Origin of the sequence: Rhodococcus sp. CH91 (assembly GCF_022554085.1) — a bacterium.
Taxonomy (GTDB): domain Bacteria; phylum Actinomycetota; class Actinomycetes; order Mycobacteriales; family Mycobacteriaceae; genus Rhodococcus.
In genome coordinates this window covers 171415-196953 of the sequence record NZ_JAKFYR010000003.1, presented here as the reverse complement: position 1 = coordinate 196953, position 25539 = coordinate 171415, and the positions used below count along the sequence as shown (strand labels likewise).

The following is a 25539-nucleotide window of genomic DNA, read 5'->3' as shown; positions in this document are numbered from 1 at the left end:
CGGATCGTTCTGTACCATCGTCTGAGTTCGAGGCGCCGGGGGAGCTCACGCAGCTGGCGCAACCAACGTCGAAGGCGGCTGATGAGTTCGATTCTCGGTGTAACCGTGGGGGAGAGCGCCGTTCGGGTCGTGCGACCGGTCGACCGTACGACCCCGTCCGCAGGCTTCCAGTTCCAGGTGGTGGAGACGGGTAAGGACGATCCGGCGCGACTGGCCGCCGGCACCCTCGGAGTGCTCTTCCAGACCGGCGTCGCCGGCGATCCGATCGAGCGCGTCGGGCTCGTCCACCGCGATCAGGCGCAGGCCGAGCGTCTGCGCGCCGCCATGGCCGCCGAACACCTCGACCGCTACGTGCTCGTCTCCGAGCCCGAAGCCGCCGTGACCTACCTGCAGTCCACCGGAGAGCTCGGGAGCAACACTGCCGTCTTCTACGACCTCGGCGACGCCGGCCTCACCGTCACCGTCGTCGACCTCGTCTCCCGCGAGGTGCTCGCCGAACGCACCGACAGCATCGGCGGCCGGGTGTTCGACAACGCGATCCGTGCCCACCAGCTCGACACCAACGGCGTGTGGCGTCCCGACGACCCTGCCACCGACGACGAGCTGTCGGCCCAGTGCCGCGAAGCCAAGGAGAAGCTCTCGAAGAGCGAAACCGTGGCGGTGCCCGGGGCGGCCGGTGTCGTGCTCATGTCGCGCGAGACGTTCGATCCGCTCATCGCGCAGTGCGTCGAGTCGTCGGCACAGTTCGTGCACCAGGTGATCTCCCGTGCCGGTCGCAACCCGGATGCGGTGGTCCTGCTCGGCGGCGGCGCGCACATCCCGCTCGTGCAGGAGGTGCTCCGTTCGTGGCTCGGCCTGCCGCTGGTGGTACCGCACGAACCGGAACTGGTCCTCGCCAAGGGCGGGGCGATGGTCGCCGCCAAGCCGCCCAGCTCGCAACCGGTGTCGACGCTCACCCGCATCGTCCCGGGCAGGCCCACCTCGAGCACCGCCGACACCGAGCAGATCCCCGTCGTCACCGCAACGGTCGCCACTCCGACCGGACGAGCTCCGGGTGCGCAGGGAACTGAGGCGGGCAAGAAGCCCTGGTGGTCGTCGCTGGCCGGTCGCGGCCCGACGGTCAGCGGCAAGCAGATCTCCGGAGCCGGTCTCGCAGGCACGGCCCTCGCGGTCGTCGCGGTGATCGGAGTGGCATTGAGCACCGGTTTCACCGGTTCGTCCGACGCCGAGACGAGCCCGACCCAGTCGTACACGCCGTCGAGCACGTCGCCGCGACCGAGTCCCACGCCCGCGGTGGCGCCCACGGAGGTCACCACGACCACGTCGGCGACCCCGGAACCCGAGCCGACGACCTACTCGCCGCGCCCGGTCCCGCCTGCGCCCGAGCCACCGCCTCCGCCCCCGCCGACGATCCCCGGTATCGGCCTGCCGGTGCCGACCCTGCCGCCGTTGCCCACGATCGAGCTGCCCCGGCTGCCGGAGCTCCGTCTGCCCTGATCCGGTGGCAGTGCGGCCGGAGTCACCGTGCGTGCCGTCCTCGGATCTGCTGGCCGGGAGCGTCCGTGCGGGCGAGGATCGCGGCGATCGCCGTGGTCAGCGGTACCGACAAGGTCAGTGCGATGCCGCCGACGCACGCGCGGACCAGTTCGATGGCCACGGCGTCGCTGGTGATCACATCGGTGATCGAGCGCCCCGCCACCGAGAACAGCAGCAACAGGGGCAAGGCGCCGCCGGCATAGGCCAGCACCAGCGTGTAGACGGTGCTGGCGATGTGGTCGCGGCCCACCCGCATCGCCGCCGAGAAGATGTGCCGCCGCGACGACTCGGGATCGAGCGCTGCGAGTTCGAAGGCCGACGACGCCTGGGTGATGGTGACGTCGTTGAGCACACCGAGTGAGCCGATGATGAAGCCGGCCAGCAGCAGGCCCGAGATCGACACGTGCCCGATGTACAGCTGCACGTCGGTGTTCTGTTCCTCCGACAGGCCGGTCAGGTGCGTCATGCGGATGGTGACATAGGACAGCGCCGCGGCGAGCGCCATGGAGGCGAGTGTGCCCAGCAGCGCCGAACTGGTCCGCAGATTCACCCCGTGCGCCAGATACAGCACGGCGTACAGGATCAGCGAGCCACCCACCAGCGCGACCGGCACCGCGGGTTTGCCGTCGAGCAGCGCCGGGAGCATGAAGCCCACCAGCACGCCGAAGGCGACACCGAGCCCGATCAGGGCGCGCAGACCGCGCCAGCGGGCGATCGCGATCACGACGATCGCGAACGCCGCGATCACCAGAGCCAACGGAAAACCGCGTGCGTAGTCGTAGAAGGAGTACTGAGTGACGCCTGCGGGATCGGTCTGACGGACGATGCGGATCTCGTCACCCGCCTCCAGTTCGGGCTGCCCCGGGCCCGGAATCACCTCGAGGAGAGTCCGGCTACCGGCGTCGGGCCCGGATTCGATGGCGACGATGCTGCGCTCGCATTCGAAGGCGCCGGTTGCAGGGGGTGCCGGTTCACCGGTGAAGACACGGCCGAAGGAAATGCTGCCGCACGGCCCGGGGCCCTGTTCCACGACCGTGCCGGCCTCGGTGACGACTGCTCCGCCCCCGGTCGTCTGGAAGGGCGCGGGGATGTCCACGGTGCGGCTGCTCGGCCACAGCAGGGCGGTACCGATGAGCACCGCGACACCGATCGCGGTCAGCATCCCGACGACGATCTTCGCGGCGACCGGCCCCAGCGGGGCGGGACCTTCGGCATGCCCATGGCCGTGTCCGTGACTCACTCGGACAGGCTAGCCAGATCGGCGGGAGAAGTGGGCTGGTGGTGGCGGGGAGCAGGGGGGGTGTCCCCGCCACCGTCACCTGACCTCGCACAGGGGGGATGGCGATAGTCAGGGAGCCCGGCACTTTGCAGTGCCATAAGACAAATTACTGGGTTTTTTCGGGACCGGGGAGGGATTGATCATGTGGTGATCGTCACGAACTACGCAAAAACCGCTGTTCGGGTGACCTCCTGCACGCTGTGATCAGGGACTTTGGTCCCAAAAGTGCCCAGATCACTGTTCGGCAACAATTTTCGTTCCGGCTCCGAAAGATCTGTCCTACTGCTTGTACGACGAAAGGAAATTACCGATCCTCTCGATCGCCACCGCCAGGTCCCGCGCCCACGGCAACGTCACGATGCGCAGATGGTCGTGGTTGGGCCAGTTGAAACCCGTGCCCTGCGTGACGAGGATGCGTTCCTGCAGCAGCAGATCCTGCACCAGCTTCTCGTCGTCCTGGATGTCGTAGACCTCCGGATCCAGACGCGGGAAGGCGTACAGCGCACCGCGCGGCTTGACGCAGCTGACCCCCGGGATCGCATTGAGCCGCTCCCATGCCACGTCGCGCTGCTCGAGCAGGCGCCCGCCCGGCAGGACCAGGTCGTCGATGCTCTGATAACCACCGAGCGCCACCTGGATCGCGTGCTGCGCCGGCACGTTGGGGCACAAGCGCGTCGAGGCCAGCAGGTCCACACCCTCCAGGAAACCCTCGGCGTGATCCTTCGGGCCCGTGATGACCATCCACCCGGACCGGTAGCCGGCCACCCGGTACGCCTTCGACAGGCCGTTGTAGGTCAGGCACAGCAGGTCAGGAGCGAGCGACGCGAGGGAGACGTGCTTGGCGTCGTCGTACACGATCTTGTCGTAGATCTCGTCGGCGAGGAGCAGCAGCTGGTGCTTGCGGGCGAGTTGCACGATCCGCTCGAGCACCTCCTGCGAGTACACCGCACCCGTCGGATTGTTCGGGTTGATCACCACGATCGCCTTGGTGCGTTCGGTGATCTTGGACTCGATGTCCTCGATATCCGGATTCCAGTCGTTGGTCTCGTCGCACAGATAGTGCACCGGCGTACCGCCCGCGAGCGAGGTCATCGCCGTCCACAACGGATAGTCGGGCGCGGGGATGAGCACCTCGTCGCCGTCGTCGAGCAGCGCCTGCATGGTGATGGTGATGAGCTCGGAGACGCCGTTGCCCAGGTAGACGTCGTTGATGTCGAACTTCGGGAATCCCGGTACGAGCTCGTAGCGCGTGACGATCGCGCGTCGTGCGGAGGCGATGCCCTTGGACTCCGAGTAACCCTGCGCATTGGGCAGCGCGGCGATCATGTCCTGCACGATCGTGTCGGGCGCCTCGAACCCGAACGGCGCCGGGTTGCCGATGTTGAGCTTGAGGATGCGATGCCCCTCGGCCTCGAGCCGCGCGGCGTGGGCGTGCACCGGCCCGCGGATCTCGTACAGCACGTTCTGGAGCTTCGACGACTGCTCGAGCCGACGACTGATGCGGTGGTGAAGTTGGCCTTGCTCCTCGGTAGTCACGGCTTACATGGTGCCACCGTGCTGCAACACGATTTCATCCGCGTTTTCTCGGGCGTGATAACGAGTCGGGAAACAAGACGCGACGAATGTCCGGATCAGTGCGATGATCGAAGTCCGTTCAGGCCGCACGTCGGGGTGACGTGCGGGAATGCAAGGAGCAAGTGGTATGGCGCAGGGCACTGTCAAGTGGTTCAACGCGGAGAAGGGCTTCGGCTTCATCGAACAGGATGGCGGGGGAGCTGACGTTTTCGTTCACTACTCCGAGATCCAGGGCTCGGGCTTCAAGACCCTCGACGAGGGCGCGCGGGTCGAGTTCGAGATCGGGCAGGGTCAGAAGGGCCCGCAGGCCCAGGGCGTGCGCATCATCTAGGTCGCATCAGCCTTCCGCATACGGCGGCGTCGCACCACGGTGCGGCGCCGCCGTCGTGCTCTGTGCCGTCCACCACACGCGAGACAGGTGCTACCTGCCGGTAGCCACGGCTTGTATTGTGTACCCGGGTCGTGGGGTCACAGTTTGTTTCTTCCCGGTACAAGACATATTCGTGCCGGACGGGTTTTCCTTATGGGGGATGGGTGTTGGTGGATTCGGCGACTCCTCGCTACGAAACGCACGGTGGATGGTCCGACCCCAAACGGTATCTGTGGCTGTACGGCCTGGTCGTTCCGCTCAGCCCGTTCCTCGCCTACGTGCTCGTCCACTACCTGCACCTGGGGCTGTTCTGGGCCACCGGTGCACTCGTCATCGCGGTCGTCTGCCCGCTGGTGGACGCCTTCGCGAGACTCGACACGAGCAATCCGCCCGAGAACATGTTGAAGGTGCTCGAGGACGATCGGTACTACCGCTATTGCACCTATCTGTATCTCCCGCTCCAATACGCAGGACTGGTGTTCGGCTGCTGGATGTGGGTGTCGCAACCCATGGGCGGCGCCGAACAGTTCGCGCTGGCCGCGACCCTCGGAATCGTCGGCGGTGTCGGTATCAACGCGGCACACGAACTCGGCCACAAGCGCACCACCATCGAACGGCGACTCGCGAAGGTCGCTCTCGCCCAGTCGTTCTATGGGCACTTCTACGTCGAACACAATCGCGGGCACCACGCGCGGGTCGCCACCCCGGACGATCCCGCGACCGCACGCATGGGCGAGAGCTACTGGAGCTTCCTGCCACGCACCGTCTTCGGCAGCCTGCGCTCCGCCATTCGGTACGAGAACGCGCGCCTCGGGCGTCGCGGCAAGTCGTTCTGGAACCTCCGGCACAACGACCTCCTCAACGCGTGGGCGCTGAGCGTGATGCTCTACGGAGCACTCGTCGCGGTATTCGGCTGGACGATCCTGCCCTGGCTGGTCGTGCAAGCGGTGATGGCGATCATGTTCCTCGAAGGCGCCAACTATCTCGAGCACTACGGCCTGCTGCGCGACAAGCGTGAGGACGGCAGCTACGAATGCGTCCGGCCCGAGCACAGCTGGAACAGCAACCACGTGTGTTCCAACCTGTTCCTCTACAACCTGCAGCGGCACAGCGACCATCACGCCAACCCGCTGCGCCGCTACCAGACGCTGCGCTCGATGCCGGCGGCGCCGCAACTGCCTGCCGGATATGCGGTACTGATCATCCTGGCGCTGTTCCCGCCGCTGTGGCGGCGGGTGATGGATCCGCGACTGCTCGAGCACTACGGCTACGACCTGTCGCGGATCAACATCCACCCCCGGAAACGCGCCGCCCTGCTCGCCCGCTACACGTCGGCAGCGTAGGTCCGGTCCACAGGCAGCCCTTTCATCCCCAACACGGCCCGTACGGGCCCTTTCGGCGTCGGTCCTGCATCGCCCGCGGGTGACGCTGGGAGCCATGGGGAAGATCATTCGCCGCGACGAAGCGCTCCGGCGAGGAGTGACGGCGTCGGAGATCCGGCGCTTCGTCCGCACCGGAAGCTGGACGCGACTGGCGAAGGGACTCTACGTCCCCTCGGCCGACTACGAGGACGCGGACGACCGGGGACGGCACGCATATCGCGCACAGGCCTCGGTGACGAATTCCGCGAAGGGCACCGCGCTCAGCCACGTATCGGCAGCGGTCCTGCTCGGCCTCGAGACATGGCAACTGCCGCTCTACGACGTCCACCTCACGCGCAACCGTTCCGGAGGGGCGACGAGGGCGCCGGGGCGGGTGCTGCACGCGTCGCGGTTCGGCGAGGACGAGGTCGTGGAGATCGAGGGCGCACGGGTGCTGCAGGTCGCGCGGACGGTCGTCGATCTGGCTGCCACGATCCCGTTCGAAGCTGCCGTCGTCGTCGGTGACCAGGCCCTGCGCACCGGTCTCGTGACCGTCGACGAGCTGTCCACTGCTGTCGAACGGATGGGACGTCATCCGGGACGCGCCCGCGCGAGCCGCGCGGTCTGCTTCATGAACGATCGCAGTGACAGTGTCGGCGAGTCGCGCAGTCGGGTGCTGATGGTCCGCGAGCAGTTGCCGATACCGGAAACGCAGGTCGACGTGTTCGACGCGACCGGAGCGTGGCTCGCGCGCGTGGACTTCCTCCTGCGCGAGCACGGGGTGATCGGCGAATTCGACGGGCGGATCAAATACCGACGTGACGGCGTCGCGTCGATGGATGCGGAAGACGTCGTCTTCCGGGAGAAATTGCGGGAGGACGCCCTGCGTCGCGCAGGCTGGGTGGTCGTCCGGTGGACATGGGCCGACCTGCAGACCCCGGGCGAAGTGGCGAGACGGATCCGCGAGGGGATCGCCCAGGCGGCGCGGTCGGGGAGACCGACAGGAACGTGGGCGGTACGGAAGCTCGCAAGGTAGCGGAAAAGCTCGCAGCCCCGGTGACGGGTCACCGGGGCTGCGAGCTTTACTTCAGACCTGCTTACTTACGGCCAGGCGCCTTGGCGCCGGGCTTGAAACCGAGCGCGCCCGGCTTCGCCTGGGGCGCCTCGACCTCCGGCTTCGCCGGAGCCTCGGCCTGGGGCGCCTCGGCCTGGGGAGCCTCCGGCTCGGGCTCCGGTTCAGCCGGAGCGGCCGGAGCCGCAGACTTCTTGGCGCCCGGGCCCTTGAGGCCGCTCTTGAGTTGCAATCCGCCCGGCTTCGCCTTCGGGATCGCTGCCTCCTTCGGCGCCGCAGCAGGAGCTTCGGCGGCAGGAGCCTCGGTTGCCGGCGCTTCTGCGGCCGGCGCTTCCTCGGAGGGAGCAGCAGGTGCCGCCGCAGGAGCCGCCTTCTTCGGGCCGGGACCCTTGAGGCCGCTCTTGAGCTGCAGGCCGCCCGGCTTCGCCTTGGGCACTGCCGGAGCTTCTGCCGCCTCCGCTGTTTCCGCTGCGGGAGCAGCCGACGCTGCAGGTGCGGGAGCAGGCTTGGCGGCACCCGGGGCCTTGGCGCCCGGAGCCTTGAGGCCGCCCTTCATTTGCAGTCCGCCCGGCTTGGCCTTCGGTGCTGCGGGAGCCTCGGCTGCGGGAGCCTCGGACGGCGCCGGTGCAGCCGGAGCCGCAGCCTTCTTGGCGCCCGGTCCCTTGAGGCCGCCCTTCATCTGCAGTCCGCCCGGCTTCGCCTTCGGCGCAGCGGGGGCCTTCGGTCCGCCGGGAGCCTTGAGGCCGCCCTTCATCTGGAGTCCGCCGGCCTTCGGTGCTCCGGTGGTCTTCGGCGCTGCCGGCGTTGCCGCCGCGGCCTCGACCTCCTCGACACGCTCCTTCTCGACCTCTTCGGCGGTTTCCTCGACCTCGACCGGAGTCTTCGGCTGCTGGACCACCTTGATGTTGTCGCTGAGCTTCGCGGCCTCGACGCGCGAGATGGACTCGAGCATCAACTGCGCGACGTCGATGACCTCGACGCCCTCGCCCTTGCCCTCTTCCTGACGCGCGGTGACGCCGTCGGTGAGCATGACGCGGCAGAACGGGCAGCCCGTCGCGATCTTGGCGGGATTGGTGGTGAGCGCTTCGTCGACGCGGTCGATGTTGATGCGCTTACCGATCTTCTCCTCCATCCACATGCGGGCACCACCGGCACCACAGCACATGGACCGCTCGCCGTGACGCGGCATCTCGACGAGCTTCGCGCCCGACGCCGCCATCAGCTCACGCGGAGCGTTGTAGACCTTGTTGTGCCGTCCGAGGAAGCACGGGTCGTGGTAGGTCACGTCCTGGCCGACGGCCTTGACCTGGACCAGCTTCTTCGACCGCACCAGGCGGTTGAGCAACTGCGTGTGGTGGACGACCTCGTAACTGCCGCCGACCTGCGGGTACTCGTTGTTCAGGGCGTTGAAGCAGTGCGCACACGTGACGACGATCTTGCGCTTGCCCGGCTCGACACCCTCGAACACACCGTTGAGGACCTCGATGTTCTGCTGAGCCAGCTGCTGGAACAGGAACTCGTTGCCCGCGCGGCGAGCGGAGTCGCCGGTGCAGGTCTCCTCCGCACCGAGCACCATGAACTTCACGCCGGCGGTCGCGAGGAGCTCGGCGACGGCCTTCGTGGTCTTCTTCGCGCGGTCTTCGTAGGCACCGGCACAGCCGACCCAGAAGAGGTACTCGTATCCGTCGAAGCTGTCGGCATCCTGGCCGAAGACCGGGATGTCGAACTCCATCTCGTTGATCCAGTTGAGACGGTCCTTGGCGTTCTGGCCCCAGGGGTTGCCCTTGTTCTCGAGGTTCTTGAACAGACCCGCGAGCTCGGACGGGAAGTCCGATTCGATGAGCACCTGGTAGCGGCGCATATCGATGATGTGGTCGACGTGCTCGATGTCGACCGGGCACTGCTCGACGCACGCACCGCAGTTGGTGCACGACCACAGGGTCTCGGTGTCGATGACAGGGGCGAGTTCGCCGGCATCGACGAGCGCCTCGGTCTCGCCGACGAGCTTGCGACCGGCTTCCTCGCGCGCCGAGGCCGGGATCTTGCCCAGCTTGGCCTCGTCCGGGTTGCCCTCGGCGTCGACCAGGCCGACCTCGTCGCCGCCGATGTCCGTGCGGCCACCGGCCAGCAGGTACGGAGCCTTGGCGTAGCCGTGGTCGCGCAGCGACGTGATGAGCAGCTTGGGCGAGAGGGGCTTGCCGGTGTTCCAAGCGGGGCACTGCGACTGGCAGCGACCGCACTCCGTGCAGGTCGTGAAGTCGAGCCAGCCCTTCCAGGTGAAGTCCTCGATGCGACCGGCACCGAAGGTGTCCTTGTCCGGGTCGGCGTCCTCCATGTCGACGGGCTTGCCGCCCGACATCATCTGGCGCGCGGCACCGAGGGCGGGACCGCCGTCGTCCTCACGCTTGAAGTAGATGTTGAAGAACGCGGAGAAGCGGTGCCAGGCGACACCCCAGGTGATGTTGCGGCCGACGATGTACAGCCACACCATGCCCGACATGAGCTTGACGAACGCGAAGACCGACACGAGCTCGGGGCTTGCGGGGAGGATCTTGGCGACCTGCATGGTGAAGAAGTCGGTCGAGAGGTGACCCCCGCCGTAGGTGGCGATCTTGCCGGCCTTCACCAGGATCATGCCCAGGCCCTCGAGCAGCACGACCGTCTCGACGAAATAGGCGGCCTTGAAGTTCGAGCCGCTGAAGCGCGACATCCTGCCCGGCCGGCGCGGGTGGTTGCGCTGGCGGATGACGATCAGCACGAGGATGCCGATCACCGTGCCGATGCCGAGGATCTCGTCGATGAAGTGGTAGACGGCGGTGTTGCCGATGATGGGCCAGTGGAACTTCGGGTCGAATGTCTGGCCGTAGGCCTCGAACCAGACGATTGCGCCCAGCATGAAGCCGATCATCACCAGCCAGTGCGCCCAGCCGACGGTGCGGAACTTGACCATCTTCGTGTGCGCGAGGAATTCGACGATCATCTGCTTGAAGCGCGGGAAGAAGGGCCGCCACCGATCGGGGGCCGGCTGGCCGATCCGGACCGTATTGACCATCTTCAGCGCACCGCTGATGAAAGCGAACCAACACACGAGGCTGAGCAGCACGCCGATCGTGCCCAACGTAATCGTCAGGGCATTCATACGTGGCCTTTCGTGTCGGGGGCGGCCGTGCGCCGCCTGGTGTAAGTCTCCGCATCGTAACGCACGTTAAGTTACCCGTCGGTAACTTGGTCTGATCTGAGGTTACCGGCCAGTAGCTTTGAATGAGATCCGAAGCGGAGAACGTGTGCCCAGTCACGCTAGTTGTCAAACGTGATGGTCCTGCTCGTCAGGATGTCCTAAGTCGACGCGACGGTGCGGATAACGAGAATGCCTCGCGCGGGCGAATCGTGCCACGATCAGGTCGATTTCGAGTGGATAGGGTATAACGCCCGAGATGTGATGTCGGTTATGATCTGCCGCGTACATGGAGTTCTGATGCGGGTGTGAATGTCGGGGCCGTAGAACTCCAGGTCGGTCACACAATTGGGGGGCGTCCCGACGGGCGTGCGCCATGTCACAGAACGGAAACACATGAAGCTCAAGAAGCTTGCCGCTGTGGCGACGATGACGATCGCCGCCATGGGAATCACCGCCGGCACTTCGTACGCCGCTCCGGCTGCATCCGACGAAGACACCATCAACTACGAGGTCCGTCCCGAGGGCGAGTCCGTCGTGACCGTTATCGACGCAGGCACCTTCCAGGTTTCCGGCGACGGTCGGAGCGTCGAACTGCAGGACGACGGAGGCAACACCATCCTGAGCCTGCCGCTGGCGATCCAGCTCGGCGACCTGCAGCTCCCCTTCGAGCGTGAGGTCAGTGAGGACGGCAAGACCCTCACCTTGACGCCCGTCACGGACTTCTCGAAGGCGGTGCCGATCGCTCCCGAGGACAAGGTCGGCCCGAGCATCACCCCGGTCGCCCTGAGGGTGAGCGATGTCGCCTCGCCCGAGGAGAACATGAAGGCTCAGCAGAACTTCGCATCGCAGCTCGCTCTCGCGAGCGCTATCGGCAGTGCTTCCGGCGGCATCATCGGTTGCATCGTCGGCGTCGTCACCGGTGCGCCTACGGGCTTCCTCGCGTCGATTCCGCTTTGCGCAGCAGGCGTGCCGATCGGGGCGGCGATCGGCACGATCGTCGCAGGCGGTCCGACCCTGATCATTTCCGGTATCGGTTATCTGCAGACTCTCGCAGCTCCCCCCGGAACTACCCAGTGGGCTGAGTAGTTCCTTCCGGAACACGGTCCCGTCACTCCGGTGACGGGAACCCGGCGATCCCCGCGACTTCCCGGATTCGGGTGAGTCGCGGGGATCGCTGTTTCTGTGGGGCCAGGCACTCGACGAGCCGGACAGCAGTTTGCTGTGGCCCCCCGATTCATCGACACACGGCCGATCCATCGGATGTCACGAAGACGCCCGGAATCCACCGAAGCGTTCGGGCGTCATCGCTTCGGTATCAGCCGAGCATCAGAAGCAGATTGATCAGATTCCACAGGACTTGCTGATCCGTGAGCAATGCCGCGACACTTCCCGCGAGCGATGATCCGAGCACTTCGTTCCTCCCCTCTTGCCTTTTGTTCCGGCGGCCGACTTGAGTGGTCCGTCCCAACCGAGTTAGCCTAGCCTGATTCGATCTTGATACCCAGCGGCGCTCCAAGAGTGAACGGTGGGCGACGCGACGAGGCCCGGCCTTCCGAATTCGGAAGACCGGGCCTCGTCGTGGCGTGGAGTGTGTCCTACCAGGTGCGGACCTTCAGACCCGGGTTCTCCGCCAGAACCGTCTTGATCGGCGTGGCGAACAGTTCGGGGCTCTCGCCGAGCAGACCGCTGACGAAACCGGCGATCTCGCACATGCCGTACTGGCCGACGTTCGAGGCGCTCGAGATTCCGAGTGCCAGGGTGCCGGTGACCAGAGTGCCGCCGCTGTCGCCCTGCAGGGCGCACAGGTTGGTCGAGAAGCCGTTCTCGAGTACGCGGTGACCGATCTCGACGTTCTGGCCTGCGGCCGTCACGACACCACAGCTGTAACCGGTGCGCAGGCCCGACTTGCAGACCGGAGCTCCGACGACGGGATCGGCGACACCGGTGATCGGCAGGGGAGCGGCGAGCGGGACGCGCACACCGTTGTTCTCGAAACGGCCCTCGGCCTCGGGGGTGGGCCGGATCAGTGCGTAGTCGCTGCGGTCGAGCACGGTCTTCTCGAAGGAACCGAGATGCTGACCGAGCGCGTCGCCGACGAGCTGGTGCACCTGTGCGGCCCAGCGGGTGCCGGCCTGAGAGCGATTGGGATCGCAGTGACCGGCGGTGATGTTCACGGGGCGGCCGTTGCCGTCCTCGGCGTTGAAGCCCAGCGAGCAGCGCAGCCCCTCGCCGGCACCCATCGCGGCGTAGGCGTCGCCGCCGAAGAGAGCGTCAGGTGCGGCGATGCCGGCGATGTGCTGAAGATCGGTAGCGCCCTCGGGGGTCAGCTCGGCGGGGGCGAACAACACCCGCACGCCGTCGAGGAAATCGGGGAGCTCGAAGCCGGAGACGTTGTCGGCGCGCACGACGACGTCGTTGTTGACGACGTCGATGGCGATACCGCGGACGACATCGGCAACGGCAGGCGGCTGGGTCTCGAGCCAGTCGCCCAGGGCGCCGAGCTCCTCTTCGAGGGCATCCTCGCTGCGCTGCGCTTCGGCGACGGTGAATCCGGCATCCTCCGCGGCGCTGCGGGCTTCGTCGAAGCCTTCGCCCTCGGTGAGGCCGACCGTGGCGGTGCCCCGATCGTCGAGCCAGACACCGGCGAAGACGGCGTCGAACTGTTCACGTGCCTTCTCCGCGAAGGCGGCGAGTTCCTGGCTGCGCTGCGCGTCGGCGAGGAAGCGTTCGGCGTCGATCTGAAGGTCGCGCTGCAACGCCTCGACGAGCTCCGCCGGCAGAGCCGACGTCTGCACCGGTTCGGCTTCGGGTTCGGCCTGGGCTATTGCAGCGGCAGGTCCGAGGAGCAGCAGAGCGGCCGAACCGATGACGGCCGTCCGACGTGCGAAGGTGCGTCGCATGGATACCTTTCTGATTCCTTCGCGGCTTGCGCACGCGAAGGCGCCGTCCCCCGCGGATCGGCGTCCGTCCGATCCTAAGGGGTAACGGGTGAAGCACATAGGTGCTTCCGGTGACGAATGGGACTCGTGTTACCGACGTGGCGAGCTCGACGGAAGGCGGTTATGCCGGATTCGCCGCGGTACGCACGCGGGTGCCCGTCGCGTCCTGGATCTCCTCGATCGGGATGCCGAGGCTCGAGGTGCCACCGTTGGGGGCGAGCACCATGTTGGCCTCGACGCAGTTCGGTGCGCCTGCGCTGTTGGAGCCGCTGATGACACCGAGCGCCAGCGTGCCGGTGACGATCGCGCCACCACTGTCACCCGCGAGGGTGCATGCGGAGGTGGCGAAGCCTCGAATGGTGCTGGAGAAACCGGACTCGTAGGTCAGCTGGGTCTCGATGCGGTCGGCGACGACGACACCACAGGTGAACGACGAGGACTGACCCGACTTGCAGACGGGCGCTCCGACGACGGGAACCGCCGTGCCGGTGACAGTGAGTGTCGAGCCGTTGCCGCCACGCACCACCGGCCGGTCCAGACCCGCCTTGACGCCGGCCTCGTCGAAGGTGACGATCCCGTAGTCGAGCGTGCTGTCGGTGCCCACCGTCGACTCGGTGAATGTGCCGATGCGGACGCTCTCGTCGATGTTCGCCCGGTTGGGCAGGTAGACCGTCGAGCCACCGTCCGCCCGGGCCACAGCGTCGCAGTGGCCGGCGGTGAGGTTCACGGCATTGCCGTCGGCGTCGACACCGTTGAAGCCGAACGAGCAGATGCCGATGCGCTCGATGGGCGTGGCACGCACGTCGCCGTCGGCGGTGATGTAGGTGTCGCCACCCATGGGTGCCGGGTCGTTCGGCGGCATTCCCGGGGTGAGCTGGACCTGCACGTTCGCGATCAGGGACGGAAGGTTCAGGGCGCGACCGACCGGCGAGTTCACGATGTCGACGACGATCTGGTTGTTCAGCACATCGATCGAGGTGGAGTTCACCTGCGACGACACTTCGCGCGGGAGCCCGGACACCCAGCGGTTCAGCTCGGCGAGGGCCTGTTCGAGACCTTCGGCCGACACGGGCGCGACCGTCGCGTGGTAACCGTCCGAGGCGGCCTGTTCCGCGGCGTCGCGGTTCGTGACGGCGATGACGGGACGGCCGTCCTCGCCGAGCCAGGCACCGGCGAACTCGGACGGGCGCTCCGAACGGAAGTTGCGGGCGTAGTCGCCGAGTTCCTGAGCACGGGCCGCGCGGTCGAGGTATTCCTCCGGCGTCAGGCCGAGATCACGCTGAAGCGCTTCCACCAGTTCGGCAGGGAGTTCCGGCGCGGGCAACTGTTCGGAGGGCGCGGCGGTCGCCGTCGAGCTGAGAGGCACTGCCAGCAGAACCGCGGAAGCCGCTGCGACGGCGACGCGGCGGGTGGTGGAACGGACAGCGGCGCGCGACGCCGACGAGAGACGCATGGAGGCCTTTCATGTGTGCTCGATGTGCTCTGAACAGGTGTTTCGAGGATTCGGCGTGCCGACCCGCGGACAGCCTACGGTACAAACCGGTGGGTACCGATAGTGCCGTAGGTCACCACTGAGATCCTGCGTTGTCTAGTTCCCGGTCTCACTCGTGGGGGGATCGGTGGGCTCCACGGGCTCCTCCGGTTCCGACGACTCCGTGGGCTCGGGCGTGGGGTCGGGCGTCGAGGGTGTGGTCGTCGTCGGTCGACTGCCACCGCTGTCGTCACGTCCCCCGCCGGAGTCGGGCTGGTTACGCCGCGACCATCCGGTGCTCGACGTGGTCGAGGACGTACTCGAGGTGCCCGATGTGCTCGACTCGGACGACGACGAGGAGGACGACGACGAGGACTGCCCGCTCGTACCTGTGGTCGGATCGATCCAGGTCTGTTGGACGGCCGGCGGCGCGACCGTCGCCGGCGCTTCCTCGGTGGACGACTCGGCCGACGTGGTGCTCGTGGTCTCCGTCGTGCTGCGCGGGGCCGGTCTCGGCTCGGACGCCGAGGTCGAGGGCTCCGCGGGCGTCTCGGCGACCTGCGTGCCTGCCGTGGCCGTGGGGGAGTCGCGCAATCCGAACACCAGGGCGCCGACACCCACGAGCAGCGCTATCGCTGCGGCCGCCGCGATGACCGCGATCTTCGGCGATCGGCGTGCGGGCTTCTCGTCGACGGGGGTGCTCGACGCCGACACTCCCGCGACCGTCGCCTTCGACGTGTTCGGTTCGGATGCGTCGGCCGGACGAGTGGGTGTGCCTCCCGGAGGGGGAGTGGTCGTGATCTTCGCGATCACAGCGGTGATCTCGGGGTCGAGTTCGCTGCGGCGGGGCTCGGCGAGCTTGGTGGTGGGCAGGATCTGTGTGGAACCGAGAAGATCCACCGAACCGGCGGCTGCGGCGAGCGCGGCTCCGCGCACCATCGTCTGGTGCGGTTCGGGGGCCAGAGCGCACCGCACACCGAGGCCGGTCTTCACCGACTGCGCGACGAGCTGGGCCGCACTCGGATCCACCGCTTCGTCGATCGTGACGACGATCGCGTCGAGATTGCTCACGAGCCAGCCGAAGGCTCCGAGAGCGGACGAGAGCTGGGAGGCGACCGACGGGGCGTCGCCCTCGGAGAAGCGGAAGGCCTTACCCGCCGCGACCCCTGACCGTACGAGTGTGACGGTCGAGCCCTCCGGATCGATGTGGTAGACGGCGACGAGCCGGCCCGACTGGTGCGCAACCTGCGATTCGAACCACGCGGCCGCGGCCTCGGCGTCGGAGACGAGCGACACGTGGCGCAGCCCCACGTAGTCGAGCGCGTTGCGAAGCACCGCGACCGTGGAACTGGGCCAGTCGGTGGGGTGGGTCGCGACTGCCGTGTAGGGGGTGTCGCCGATGATGGTGGCCGCGTCGGCGAGCAGGCATTCCATCGCCGTCGCGACGAGGTCTTCGGCGCGGGAGAGCGACCCGTCGTTGGCCCGGACGCCACCCGAGTGCCCGAGACGGCCGACGAAGTCGGTGAAGGAACTGGTGTGGCCGTCGACGACGTGATGGTCGCCCAGGGTCGCGGTGCCGTCGGAATGCAGGTGCACGGCGGTGAACCGCTCGATCGGCGCGGGGTCCGGCCGTCCCGGCGTCGGCGAGGTGACCGCAACCGACGACACGGTGGTCCCCACCCTCAGGCCTACGCCTACGGACATGCCGGCTTTCCTCCATCCCGGTCGGAGTGTGTACGACGGTGCGTATCTGCGCCGTGCCCCATGGCTCGGAGTGACAACCGTTCCGAGCGGGAACCGGCGCCGAGTCGGCGCCGGATACGGGCGACATGATGTTCCACGGTCTGGGCGGAAATGTACAGGTGGTTTCCGACTTCGTGGTAGATGAGGACGGAACGACCAGGTCGGCCATCTGCGCTTCCGCAACTCTTCTTCTCACGCCACCGAACTCGTCGCGCGCCGTGGCGGTGCCGGCGTAGCTGTTGCGTGCTCACGGGGACGGATGCTCGCCGTCGTCATCGAGTATGCGTCTCCCGACCGGGCAACTATCGCCGTCGGGCTCGGCCGGCCGCGTGCACCAGGCGGGCGCGGACCTCCTCGAACCGGAACAGATCCGCCCACGTCCACCGGACGACCTCGAAGCCCAGCGCACGAATCGCGTCCTCGCGTAACTTCTCGCGATGGACGGCCTCGGCGGTCGCGCCCGGCTCGTCCGAGCCGTATTTGCTCCTCCCGTCGAATTCCCCCACCACGCCTTCGTCTTCCCAGAAGAAGTCGGGGCGGGCGACGAATGCTCCGGACGCGGTCCGCAATTCGTGTTGCAGCTTCGGGGCGGGTAGCCCTGCGGACCGGATGCGCACGCGGCTGAGCGACTCGCCGGGACTTTCGCTGCGACCGTCGAGGAAGGCGATGATCCGGCGCGCAGCGGCGATCCCGTGTTTCGGGCCGGATGATGCCAGAGCGTCGAGCAGCGCAGGCGCGATACCGGAGTGCATCCGCAGCGCTGTGTCGCCGGCGATCACCGCCGACTCGACCGGCAGCGTTCGTGCCAGGTCGACGACCGTCCGTGCGACGGTCGTGACCTGCAGTCCGGCGACGACGCAGAGTTCCTCCGGCAGATGGTCGCCCTTGTGCACGTGGAGGGTCGGGGTGCGTCGTCCACTCGACGGGCTGCCGCGGCCGATATGGACGGCAGAGAGGTCGACGTTCCAGAGAGGAAGACCGTGGAGCACCGCGGCGGAGACGTGACTGATCACGGTGCCCGGGGCGATGCGTCCTCTCAGCGCGAGTACGCGTGCGTGGTGGAGTGCGGGTGGATCGAGGTCCAGCGCACCCTCGACGTAGACGCCGCGCGCGACGTTCCGCAGCTTTCCGGATCGGACGGCCTGACGGATCTCGTCGGAGGTCGTCCCGCCGGCGAGCAGGTCGGAGCGGAGAAAGAAGTTCGGTTCGTCCATGCTCCGAGGGTCGGGGGTGCGACGGCGTAGCTCGGGGCGAGGAAGGCCCGGTCGGCTCCTCTGGGGATCGAACCGAATGCTGTGGACAACCGGTCCTGGCGCACTTGTGCGGACAGAGACGCAGTGTCGACGTCGTGTATCCGTCCGCGGAGCGAGCCACCAGCAGTGCAAGTAAGTGATGTGCATCACCATCGGAACAAATCCTCACGACCTGCCGTTGGATGAGTCAGGCAACTTGAGCGATGCGGACTCAACTTGGCTTGACGGTGAGAACCGGTCGGGTGCAGTCTTGAGTCGACCGCGCTCACTCGAGTCGGGCAGGCTCAAGTTGGGCATGGAACGTTTCGCGGTGCGCAGGCACCGCGGCAGGAACATTGGAGGAAAGTTATGGCTCGTGCGGTCGGCATCGACCTCGGAACCACCAACTCGGTCGTTTCCGTTCTGGAAGGCGGCGAGCCCGTTGTGGTCGCCAACGCCGAGGGGTCCCGTACCACCCCGTCCGTCGTCGCATTCGCGAAGAACGGTGAGGTTCTGGTGGGTCAGCCCGCCAAGAACCAGGCGGTCACCAACGTCGACCGCACCATCCGTTCGGTCAAGCGCCACATCGGCTCCGACTGGACCGTGGCCATCGACGACAAGAAGTACACGCCTCAGGAGATCAGCGCTCGCACGCTGATGAAGCTCAAGCGCGACGCCGAGGCGTACCTCGGTGAGGACATCACCGACGCGGTCATCACCGTCCCGGCCTACTTCAACGACGCACAGCGCCAGGCGACGAAGGAAGCCGGCACCATCGCCGGCCTCAACGTCCTGCGCATCGTCAACGAGCCCACCGCGGCTGCCCTCGCGTACGGCCTCGACAAGGGTGAGAAGGAACAGACCATCCTGGTCTTCGACCTCGGTGGCGGCACCTTCGACGTCTCCCTCCTCGAGATCGGCGACGGCGTCGTCGAGGTCCGCGCGACCTCCGGCGACAACCATCTCGGTGGTGACGACTGGGACGAGCGCATCGTCAACTGGCTCGTCGACAAGTTCAAGGCACAGCACGGCGTCGACCTGACCAAGGACAAGATGGCCCTGCAGCGTCTGCGTGAGGCCGCCGAGAAGGCGAAGATCGAGCTGTCGTCCTCGCAGTCGACCTCGATCAACCTGCCCTACATCACGGTGGACGCGGACAAGAACCCGCTGTTCCTCGACGAGCAGCTCACCCGCTCGGAGTTCCAGAAGATCACCGGCGACCTCCTCGAGCGCACCCGCGCTCCGTTCCAGCAGGTCGTCAAGGACGCCGGAATCTCCGTCGGCGACATCGACCACGTCGTGCTGGTCGGCGGCTCGACCCGTATGCCCGCCGTCACCGATCTGGTGCGTGAGCTGACCGGGGGCCGCGAGCCCAACAAGGGCGTCAACCCCGACGAGGTCGTCGCCGTGGGTGCCGCTCTGCAGGCCGGCGTCCTCAAGGGCGAGGTCAAGGACGTGCTGCTGCTCGACGTCACCCCGCTGTCGCTGGGTATCGAGACCAAGGGCGGCGTGATGACCAAGCTCATCGAGCGCAACACCACGATCCCCACCAAGCGGTCGGAGACCTTCACCACCGCCGACGACAACCAGCCGTCGGTGCAGATCCAGGTCTTCCAGGGCGAACGTGAGATCGCGGCGCACAACAAGCTGCTCGGTTCCTTCGAGCTCGGTGGTATCGCACCGGCTCCGCGTGGTGTCCCGCAGATCGAGGTGACCTTCGACATCGACGCCAACGGCATCGTCCACGTCACCGCCCGCGACAAGGGCACCGGCAAGGAGAACACGATCAAGATCCAGGAAGGCTCCGGCCTGTCCCAGGAGGAGATCGACCGGATGGTCAAGGACGCCGAGGCTCACGCCGAGGAGGACCGCAAGCGTCGCGAGGAGGCCGAGGTCCGCAACCAGGCCGAGTCGCTCGTGCACCAGACCGAGAAGTTCATCAAGGAGAACGAGGACAAGGTGCCGGCCGACGTCAAGACGAAGGTCGAGGCTGCCGTCAAGGAAGCCAACGACGCGCTGTCCGGCTCGGACATCAACGCGGTCAAGGCTGCCGTCGAGAAGCTCGCGACCGAGTCGCAGGCACTCGGCCAGGCCATCTACGAGGCGCAGGGCGCCGACGGTGCTGCCGCCGGTGACGGCGCGGCCGCAGGTGCCGACGACGTCGTCGATGCCGAGGTCGTCGACGAGCCCAACGATTCGGAGAAGAAGTGAGTGCGGGTAAGCCCGAGCAGGAACCGGTGACCGTCACCGACAAGCGACGGATCGACCCCGAGACCTTCGAGGTGCGCGACCCGGCCGACGAGCCGCGCGCCGAGGAGGGCGAGGTGATCGAGCAGGCTCCTGCACAGGGCGAGCCGGAAACGGCCGAGAAGCCCGAGGGACAGTCCCAGGAAGCGAAGGAACTCGCCGAGCGCACCGCCGATCTGCAGCGCGTGACCGCGGAGTTCGCGAACTACCGTCGCCGCGCCGAGGTGCAGCGCACGGCGAGCGCGGAGGAGGCCAAGGCTTCCGTCGCCGCGAAGTTCCTCGACGTCCTCGACGACCTCGATCGGGCCCGGGCGCACGGCGACCTCGAGTCCGGTCCGCTGAAGGCACTGTCCGACAAGCTGATCGGCGTGTTCGACAGCCTCGGTCTCGTCGGTTTCGGTGTGGAGGGCGACCCCTTCGACCCCGAGCTCCACGAGGCCGTCCAGATGGAGGGCGACGGTCATCACCCCGTACTGGGCGCGGTGCTGCGCAAGGGCTATCGCTTCGGCGACCGCATCCTGCGGCACGCGATGGTGACGGTCACCGACGGCGATCCGGCGGACACGCCGGGTAACGCGCCGTCGGCGGAGCCCGGAACAGAGTAAGAAACAAGAAAACGCGAGAGGAGGAGGCGCCCGGTGAGCCAGCGGGAGTGGATCGAGAAGGACTTCTACAAGGACCTGGGCGTCTCCCCCGACGCGACGCAGGACGACATCAAGAAGGCGTACCGGAAGCTGGCGCGGGATCTGCATCCCGACGCCAACCCCGGCGACGCGAAGGCCGAGGAGCGCTTCAAGGCGGTCAGTGAGGCCAATGCCGTCCTGTCGGATCCCGCCAAGCGCAAGGAATACGACGAGACCCGGCGCATGTTTGCCTCCGGTGGATTCCCCGGAGGTGGTGGCTTCCGTCCCGGCGCCGGCGGCTTCTCCGGTGGCACCGGAGCGACCTTCGACATCGGCGACCTGTTCGGCGGTGGCGGTGGTGGCGACGGTGGTCTCGGCGACCTGTTCGGCGGACTGTTCAACCGCGCCGGTGGCGCCTCCACGGCCGGCCGCTCGCGTCCGCGACGCGGATCCGACGTCGAAACGGAGACGACACTCGACTTCCGGGATGCGGTCCAGGGCGTGACGGTTCCGCTGCGGCTGACCAGTCCGGCGCCGTGCACGACCTGTCACGGCAGCGGCGCCCAGCCCGGAACCAGTCCGCGTGTGTGCCCGAACTGCAACGGAAGCGGTGTGGTCTCCCGCAACCAGGGTGCGTTCGGTTTCTCCGAGCCCTGTGACGACTGCCGGGGCAGCGGATCGATCATCGACAATCCCTGCACCGATTGCCGGGGCACCGGTGTCCAGAACCGCACCCGCACCATCACCGTGCGGGTTCCCGCCGGCATCAAGGACGGATCGCGTATCCGTCTCGCCGGCCAGGGCGAGGCCGGATTGCGGGGCGCCCCCTCCGGCGACCTGTTCGTCACGGTGCATGTGCGCCCCGACCGGGTCTTCGGCCGGGAAGGCGACGACCTGACCCTCGTGTTGCCCGTGAGCTACGGCGAACTGGTGCTGGGCGCGACCGTCTCGGTGCCGACGCTCGACGGCCGGGTCGGACTGAAGATTCCTGTGGGCACGGCAGACGGCCGGGTACTGCGCGTACGCGGTCGCGGTGTTCCCAAGCGCGACGGCGGCGCCGGAGATCTGCTGGTGACCGTGAAGGTCGCGATTCCGCAGAATCTCGACGAGAAGGCGACGGAAGCACTTCACAACTATCTTCGTGCAGAAGAGGCAGGCGGCTTCGACCCTCGAGAGGGATGGGCAGGTGCGTGATGAGCGAGACGAGAATGCCACGGGATCTGTCACCGGACCCCGATGCGCGCGTCTACGTCATCTCGGTGGCAGCAGAACTCGCCGGGATGCACGCGCAGACGCTACGTAACTACGACCGGCTCGGACTCGTCACACCCCACCGCACCAGCGGTGGCGGGAGACGGTACTCGCCGCGCGACGTCGAACTGCTGCGCGAGGTACAGCGACTGTCCCAGGACGAAGGTGTCAACCTCGCTGGGATCAAGCGGATCATCGAACTGACCAACCGGGTCGAGGCCCTGCAGCATCGCGTCGCGGAACTCAACGCCGAGATCGCGCAGTTGCGTTCGACCCGCGGTGATCTGGTGCCGGTGGCGCGCAGCAACGCCCTCGTGGTCTGGAAGCCGCGCAACCGACGGGACTGACCGCACCGCGGTCGAGCGGGACTGACCGCACCGCGGTCGAGCGGGACTGACCGCACCGCGGTCGAGCGGGACTGAGCGCGCGATTTTCTCCCGCCCAGCGAGATGAGCGTGTCGGGACCCGTCGTGGTCTGCCTAGTGTGGCGTGTTCCACACGAACGGTCTACGGAAGGCAGCAGTCATGGCGGAGTGGGCGGAAGAATGCGACGTCCTCGTGGTGGGGTCGGGAGCCGGAGGGTGCTGCGGTGCTTACACCGCTGCGCGTGAAGGGCTTTCGGTGATCCTCGTCGAGGCGTCCGAATATTTCGGTGGTACCACGGCGTATTCCGGTGGAGGCGGTGTCTGGTACCCCACCAACGCGGTGCTGCAGCGTGCCGGCGACGACGACACCCTCGAAGACGCCCTGACCTACTACCATGCGGTCGTCGGTGATCGCACCCCGCGTGAGCTGCAGGAAGCCTACGTTCGCGGCGGCGCCCCGCTGATCGACTACCTCGAATCCGACGACGACCTCGAGTTCATGGTCTACCCGTGGCCGGACTACTTCGGCAAGGCGCCGAAGGCCCGCGCGCAGGGCCGCCACATCGTCCCGTCGCCGCTGCCGATCGCCGAGGATCCCGAGCTCAACGAGTCGATCCGCGGGCCGCTCGGCCGCGAGCGCAACGGCGAGCCTCTTCCCGACATGCTCATCGGTGGCCGTGCCCTCGTCGGTCGCTTCCTCATCGCACTGCGCAAGTACCCCGACGTGCAGTTGTACCGCAACACTCCGCTCGAAGAACTGGTGGTCGAGGACGGAGTGGTCGTGGGCGCGATCGTCGAGAGCGGTGGCGAGCGTCGCGCGATCCGCGCTCGCAAGGGTGTGGTCCTCGCTGCCGGCGGATTCGATCAGAACGACGAGATGCGCAGCAAGTACGGCGTTCCGGGCGCAGCACGGGATTCCATGGGGCCGTGGTCGAATCTCGGCAAGGCGCACCAGGCGGGTATCGCCGTCGGTGCCGATGTGGACCTGATGGGCGAGGCCTGGTGGTCGCCGGGGCTGACCCACCCGGACGGACGTTCGGCGTTCGCGCTGTGCTTCCTCGGCGGTATCTTCGTCGACCAGGACGGCAAGCGGTTCACCAACGAGTACGCCCCCTACGACCGGCTCGGCCGCGATGTCATCGCCCGCATGGAACGCGGCGAGATGACGTTGCCGTTCTGGATGATCTACGACGACCGCAGCGGGCAGGTTCCGCCCGTCGGTGCGCCGAACGTGCCGCTCGTGGAAACCGAGAAGTACGTCGACGCGGGACTGTGGAAGACCGCCGACACCCTTGCGGGCCTCGCCGAGCAGATCGGTGTGCCCGCCGACGCGCTCGAAGCGACCGTGGCGCGGTGGAACGAACTGGCCGCCAAGGGCGCCGACGACGATTTCGGCCGCGGTGAGGAGCCCTACGATGTGGCCTTCACCGGCGGTGGGTCCGCGCTCGTTCCGATCGAGCAGGGACCCTTCCATGCGGCGCAGTTCGGCATCTCCGATCTCGGCACCAAGGGCGGACTGCGTACCGACACCGTCGGACGCGTGCTCGGCGGCAACGGCGAACCGATCCCCGGCCTGTACGCGGCGGGTAACACGATGGCCGCGCCCAGTGGCACCGTCTATCCCGGCGGCGGCAATCCGATCGGCGCGAGCGCACTGTTCGCGCACCTGTCCGTGATGGACGCGGCCTCGCGCTGAGCGCCCGACACGACCGGGCCCGGAAGAACACCTGCTGCGTGTTCCTCCGGGCCCGGAGTCGTATCGGCCGGGTCGTATCAGCGAGTGACGGCGAAGTCCGCTGTCATGAACGGATATCCGGCATCGACCCGCGCCGCGACGGCATATCCGTGGCGGTTGACGCCCTCGATGTGGGTACCGTCGCCGTTCGCGACGCCGGTGCCGTAGTTGTTGGCCATGAGCGTCACGGTCGCGTCACCGGGCATCGTGTAGTCGATCTGGACCCCGAAGCCCCGGCGGTCGGAACTGCTCGCCGAGACGGTCTCGCTCGACCGGGCCGGGACCACCGTGGCCGGTTCGTCGACCCAGCTCCCGTAGGGATTGTCCTTCGACGTCAGCACCATCGGTGCGTCCGTGTCGTTGCGGATCGTCACCGTGATGGTGGGTCCGTCGGCGGATTGCGAATCGGCTGCGGCGGTGGCCGGCGCGGTGAGTGCTGCCGCGACGGTGAGAGCCGCGGCGGCGACAGCGCGGGTGCGGTACTTCATTCTGCTCCTGCGATTGACGACTCGGGTTCTGACCGGTCGCCGAAGTGTACCCGCCGGTAGCCTGACGCGTAAGCCCTCGTCGATCAGGCCGGGACCAGGTCGCTGACCTCGGCGACGAGCTCCAGCGAGCGCAGCCAGGCGTCGCGTCCGGGAGCCGAGGAGACGACGATCAGCTCGTCGGCCTGCGCGTGTTCGGTGAAGCGGTCGAGGTAGTCGCGCACCTGGCCGGGAGTGCCCACGGCCGTGTACCGCAGCATCTCGAGCACCTGCATCCCGGCGGGGGATTCGAGCAGCATGTCGATCTCCTCGTCGGTGAAAGTGCGTCCGCGTCCGACCATCTGCACGACCCGTGCGCGCTTGGTCGCCTCGAACAGCGACAGCGCTTCCTCGGTGCTGTCGGCAGCGATGACGCCGACGCCGGCGATGACGTAGGGCTCCGGATGCTCGGGGGAGGGCTGGTACTCGCGGCGGTACAGCTTCACCGCGTCCTCGAGCGCCTGCGGAGCGAAGTGTGATGCGAATGCGTACGGAAGACCCAGCAACGCAGCAAGTTTCGCCCCGAACAACGACGATCCGAGGATATACAGCGGAACGTCGGTCCCCTTACCGGGAATCGCGTCGACGCCCGGGATCCGCGAGTCGCCCTTCAGGTAGGCCTGCAGTTCGAGGACGTCCTGCGGGAAGGTGTCGGCCGACGACGGATCGCGGCGCAGTGCTCGCATCGTCTTCTGGTCGCTGCCCGGGGCACGTCCGAGACCGAGATCGATCCGGCCCGGGTGCAGGGTCGCGAGGGTGCCGAACTGTTCGGCGATCGTCAGCGGGGAGTGGTTGGGCAGCATGATGCCGCCGGCGCCGAGACGGATCGACGAGGTGTGCGCCGCGACGTGCGCGATGAGCACGCTGGTCGCCGAGGATGCGATCGTCGGCATGTTGTGGTGCTCGGCGTACCAGATACGTCGATAGCCCCACTGCTCGGCGAGCTGGGCCATCTTCACGCTCGCCTCGAAGCTCTCGCGGGCGGTCTCACCCGTGCCGATGTGTGCGAGGTCGAGGATGGAGAGGGGAACGGTCACC

At 67.3% G+C, this 25539-nt stretch carries 19 protein-coding genes and 1 pseudogene; 10 read left to right on the top strand and 10 right to left on the bottom strand.

The window, feature by feature from the left end; translation table 11 throughout:
* The first annotated feature begins 81 nt into the window (after nt 1-81).
* Nucleotides 82-1497, top strand: a complete 1416-nt coding sequence (locus MOM01_RS07690) for an Hsp70 family protein (protein ID WP_241384815.1) — start codon at nt 82-84, stop codon at nt 1495-1497.
* A 22-nt stretch (nt 1498-1519) separates the two neighbouring features.
* Here MOM01_RS07690 and MOM01_RS07685 read toward each other — a convergent pair whose 3' ends face one another.
* Both MOM01_RS07685 and MOM01_RS07680 read right to left on the bottom strand, forming a co-directional pair.
* Complete coding sequence (locus tag MOM01_RS07685; RefSeq protein WP_241384814.1) at nt 1520-2776, bottom strand: YibE/F family protein; 1257 nt, start codon at nt 2774-2776, stop codon at nt 1520-1522.
* A 318-nt stretch (nt 2777-3094) separates the two neighbouring features.
* Nucleotides 3095-4351 (bottom strand): pyridoxal phosphate-dependent aminotransferase, encoded by a 1257-nt coding sequence (locus MOM01_RS07680; protein WP_241384813.1) that lies wholly within the window; start codon nt 4349-4351, stop codon nt 3095-3097.
* A 166-nt stretch (nt 4352-4517) separates the two neighbouring features.
* Between MOM01_RS07680 and MOM01_RS07675 the strand changes: the two genes are divergently transcribed.
* The 3 genes from MOM01_RS07675 (at nt 4518) to MOM01_RS07665 (ending at nt 7157) form a co-directional block, all read left to right on the top strand.
* The gene (locus tag MOM01_RS07675; protein ID WP_120280264.1) at nt 4518-4721 is read left to right on the top strand and encodes a cold-shock protein; all 204 of its coding nucleotides are present in this window, start codon (nt 4518-4520) and stop codon (nt 4719-4721) included.
* A gap of 209 nt (nt 4722-4930) precedes the next feature.
* Complete coding sequence (locus MOM01_RS07670; RefSeq protein WP_241384812.1) at nt 4931-6103, top strand: alkane 1-monooxygenase; 1173 nt, start codon at nt 4931-4933, stop codon at nt 6101-6103.
* A 94-nt stretch (nt 6104-6197) separates the two neighbouring features.
* Nucleotides 6198-7157, top strand: coding sequence for a type IV toxin-antitoxin system AbiEi family antitoxin domain-containing protein (locus MOM01_RS07665; RefSeq protein WP_241384811.1), 960 nt, complete (start codon nt 6198-6200; stop codon nt 7155-7157).
* A gap of 61 nt (nt 7158-7218) precedes the next feature.
* Here MOM01_RS07665 and MOM01_RS07660 read toward each other — a convergent pair whose 3' ends face one another.
* Nucleotides 7219-10332, bottom strand: coding sequence for a (Fe-S)-binding protein (locus MOM01_RS07660; protein ID WP_241384810.1), 3114 nt, complete (start codon nt 10330-10332; stop codon nt 7219-7221).
* 432 nt (nt 10333-10764) lie between these two features.
* On the opposite strand from MOM01_RS07660, the gene MOM01_RS07655 reads away from it, so the two are divergent.
* Nucleotides 10765-11457 (top strand): ammonium transporter, encoded by a 693-nt coding sequence (locus MOM01_RS07655; RefSeq protein ID WP_241384809.1) that lies wholly within the window; start codon nt 10765-10767, stop codon nt 11455-11457.
* A 509-nt stretch (nt 11458-11966) separates the two neighbouring features.
* Here MOM01_RS07655 and MOM01_RS07650 read toward each other — a convergent pair.
* The 5 genes and pseudogenes from MOM01_RS07650 to MOM01_RS07630 all read right to left on the bottom strand — a co-directional run bounded on the left by MOM01_RS07650 (nt 11967) and on the right by MOM01_RS07630 (nt 17738).
* Nucleotides 11967-13271, bottom strand: a complete 1305-nt coding sequence (locus MOM01_RS07650) for a S1 family peptidase (protein ID WP_241384808.1) — start codon at nt 13269-13271, stop codon at nt 11967-11969.
* 160 nt (nt 13272-13431) lie between these two features.
* Nucleotides 13432-14763 carry a S1 family peptidase gene (locus MOM01_RS07645; RefSeq protein WP_241384807.1) on the bottom strand — a complete coding sequence of 444 codons (1332 nt, stop codon included), beginning with the start codon at nt 14761-14763 and terminating at the stop codon, nt 13432-13434.
* 135 nt (nt 14764-14898) lie between these two features.
* A complete protein-coding gene (locus MOM01_RS07640) occupies nt 14899-16485 on the bottom strand; it encodes a hypothetical protein (protein ID WP_241384806.1) in 1587 nt (528 codons plus the stop codon).
* Nucleotides 16476-16702: pseudogene (locus tag MOM01_RS07635) on the bottom strand (LuxR C-terminal-related transcriptional regulator); the annotation flags it as partial. The pseudogene MOM01_RS07635 and the gene MOM01_RS07640, both read right to left, overlap by 10 nt.
* 124 nt (nt 16703-16826) lie before the next feature.
* Nucleotides 16827-17738 (bottom strand): hypothetical protein, encoded by a 912-nt coding sequence (locus MOM01_RS07630; protein WP_241384805.1) that lies wholly within the window; start codon nt 17736-17738, stop codon nt 16827-16829.
* A gap of 387 nt (nt 17739-18125) precedes the next feature.
* Between MOM01_RS07630 and dnaK the strand changes: the two genes are divergently transcribed.
* From dnaK to MOM01_RS07605, 5 genes are all read left to right on the top strand, one after another.
* Entirely contained in the window at nt 18126-19967 is a 1842-nt protein-coding gene (gene dnaK / locus MOM01_RS07625) for a molecular chaperone DnaK (protein WP_241384804.1), read from the top strand.
* Nucleotides 19964-20608, top strand: a complete 645-nt coding sequence (gene grpE / locus MOM01_RS07620; protein WP_241384803.1) for a nucleotide exchange factor GrpE — start codon at nt 19964-19966, stop codon at nt 20606-20608. Before dnaK ends, grpE begins: the two co-directional genes overlap by 4 nt.
* Before the next feature lie 33 nt (nt 20609-20641).
* Nucleotides 20642-21820, top strand: a complete 1179-nt coding sequence (gene dnaJ, locus MOM01_RS07615) for a molecular chaperone DnaJ (RefSeq protein ID WP_241384802.1) — start codon at nt 20642-20644, stop codon at nt 21818-21820.
* Nucleotides 21820-22224 (top strand): heat shock protein transcriptional repressor HspR, encoded by a 405-nt coding sequence (locus MOM01_RS07610; protein WP_241384801.1) that lies wholly within the window; start codon nt 21820-21822, stop codon nt 22222-22224. The genes dnaJ and MOM01_RS07610 overlap by 1 nt, the downstream gene beginning before the upstream one ends.
* A 178-nt stretch (nt 22225-22402) precedes the next feature.
* Nucleotides 22403-23938 carry an FAD-binding protein gene (locus MOM01_RS07605; protein ID WP_241384800.1) on the top strand — a complete coding sequence of 512 codons (1536 nt, stop codon included), beginning with the start codon at nt 22403-22405 and terminating at the stop codon, nt 23936-23938.
* 77 nt (nt 23939-24015) lie between these two features.
* Here the strand turns inward: MOM01_RS07605 and MOM01_RS07600 are convergent, their stop codons facing one another.
* Both MOM01_RS07600 and MOM01_RS07595 read right to left on the bottom strand, forming a co-directional pair.
* Nucleotides 24016-24465, bottom strand: a complete 450-nt coding sequence (locus MOM01_RS07600; RefSeq protein WP_241384799.1) for a hypothetical protein — start codon at nt 24463-24465, stop codon at nt 24016-24018.
* Between the two features lie 83 nt (nt 24466-24548).
* A complete protein-coding gene (locus MOM01_RS07595) occupies nt 24549-25538 on the bottom strand; it encodes an LLM class flavin-dependent oxidoreductase (protein ID WP_241384798.1) in 990 nt (329 codons plus the stop codon).
* Nucleotide 25539 lies beyond the last annotated feature (1 nt).

Bases quoted from the DNA above. Each gene is read 5' to 3' on its own strand.
- MOM01_RS07640 (WP_241384806.1), bottom strand. From the start codon at position 16,485: ATGTCCGTAGGCGTAGGCCTGAGGGTGGGGACCACCGTGTCGTCGGTT.
- MOM01_RS07690 (WP_241384815.1), top strand. From the start codon at position 82: ATGAGTTCGATTCTCGGTGTAACCGTGGGGGAGAGCGCCGTTCGGGTC.
- MOM01_RS07655 (WP_241384809.1), top strand. From the start codon at position 10,765: ATGAAGCTCAAGAAGCTTGCCGCTGTGGCGACGATGACGATCGCCGCC.
- MOM01_RS07605 (WP_241384800.1), top strand. From the start codon at position 22,403: ATGGCGGAGTGGGCGGAAGAATGCGACGTCCTCGTGGTGGGGTCGGGA.
- MOM01_RS07610 (WP_241384801.1), top strand. From the start codon at position 21,820: ATGAGCGAGACGAGAATGCCACGGGATCTGTCACCGGACCCCGATGCG.
- MOM01_RS07645 (WP_241384807.1), bottom strand. From the start codon at position 14,763: ATGCGTCTCTCGTCGGCGTCGCGCGCCGCTGTCCGTTCCACCACCCGC.
- MOM01_RS07650 (WP_241384808.1), bottom strand. From the start codon at position 13,271: ATGCGACGCACCTTCGCACGTCGGACGGCCGTCATCGGTTCGGCCGCT.
- MOM01_RS07600 (WP_241384799.1), bottom strand. From the start codon at position 24,465: ATGAAGTACCGCACCCGCGCTGTCGCCGCCGCGGCTCTCACCGTCGCG.
- dnaK (WP_241384804.1), top strand. From the start codon at position 18,126: ATGGCTCGTGCGGTCGGCATCGACCTCGGAACCACCAACTCGGTCGTT.
- MOM01_RS07630 (WP_241384805.1), bottom strand. From the start codon at position 17,738: ATGGACGAACCGAACTTCTTTCTCCGCTCCGACCTGCTCGCCGGCGGG.
- MOM01_RS07660 (WP_241384810.1), bottom strand. From the start codon at position 10,332: ATGAATGCCCTGACGATTACGTTGGGCACGATCGGCGTGCTGCTCAGC.
- MOM01_RS07675 (WP_120280264.1), top strand. From the start codon at position 4,518: ATGGCGCAGGGCACTGTCAAGTGGTTCAACGCGGAGAAGGGCTTCGGC.
- MOM01_RS07665 (WP_241384811.1), top strand. From the start codon at position 6,198: ATGGGGAAGATCATTCGCCGCGACGAAGCGCTCCGGCGAGGAGTGACG.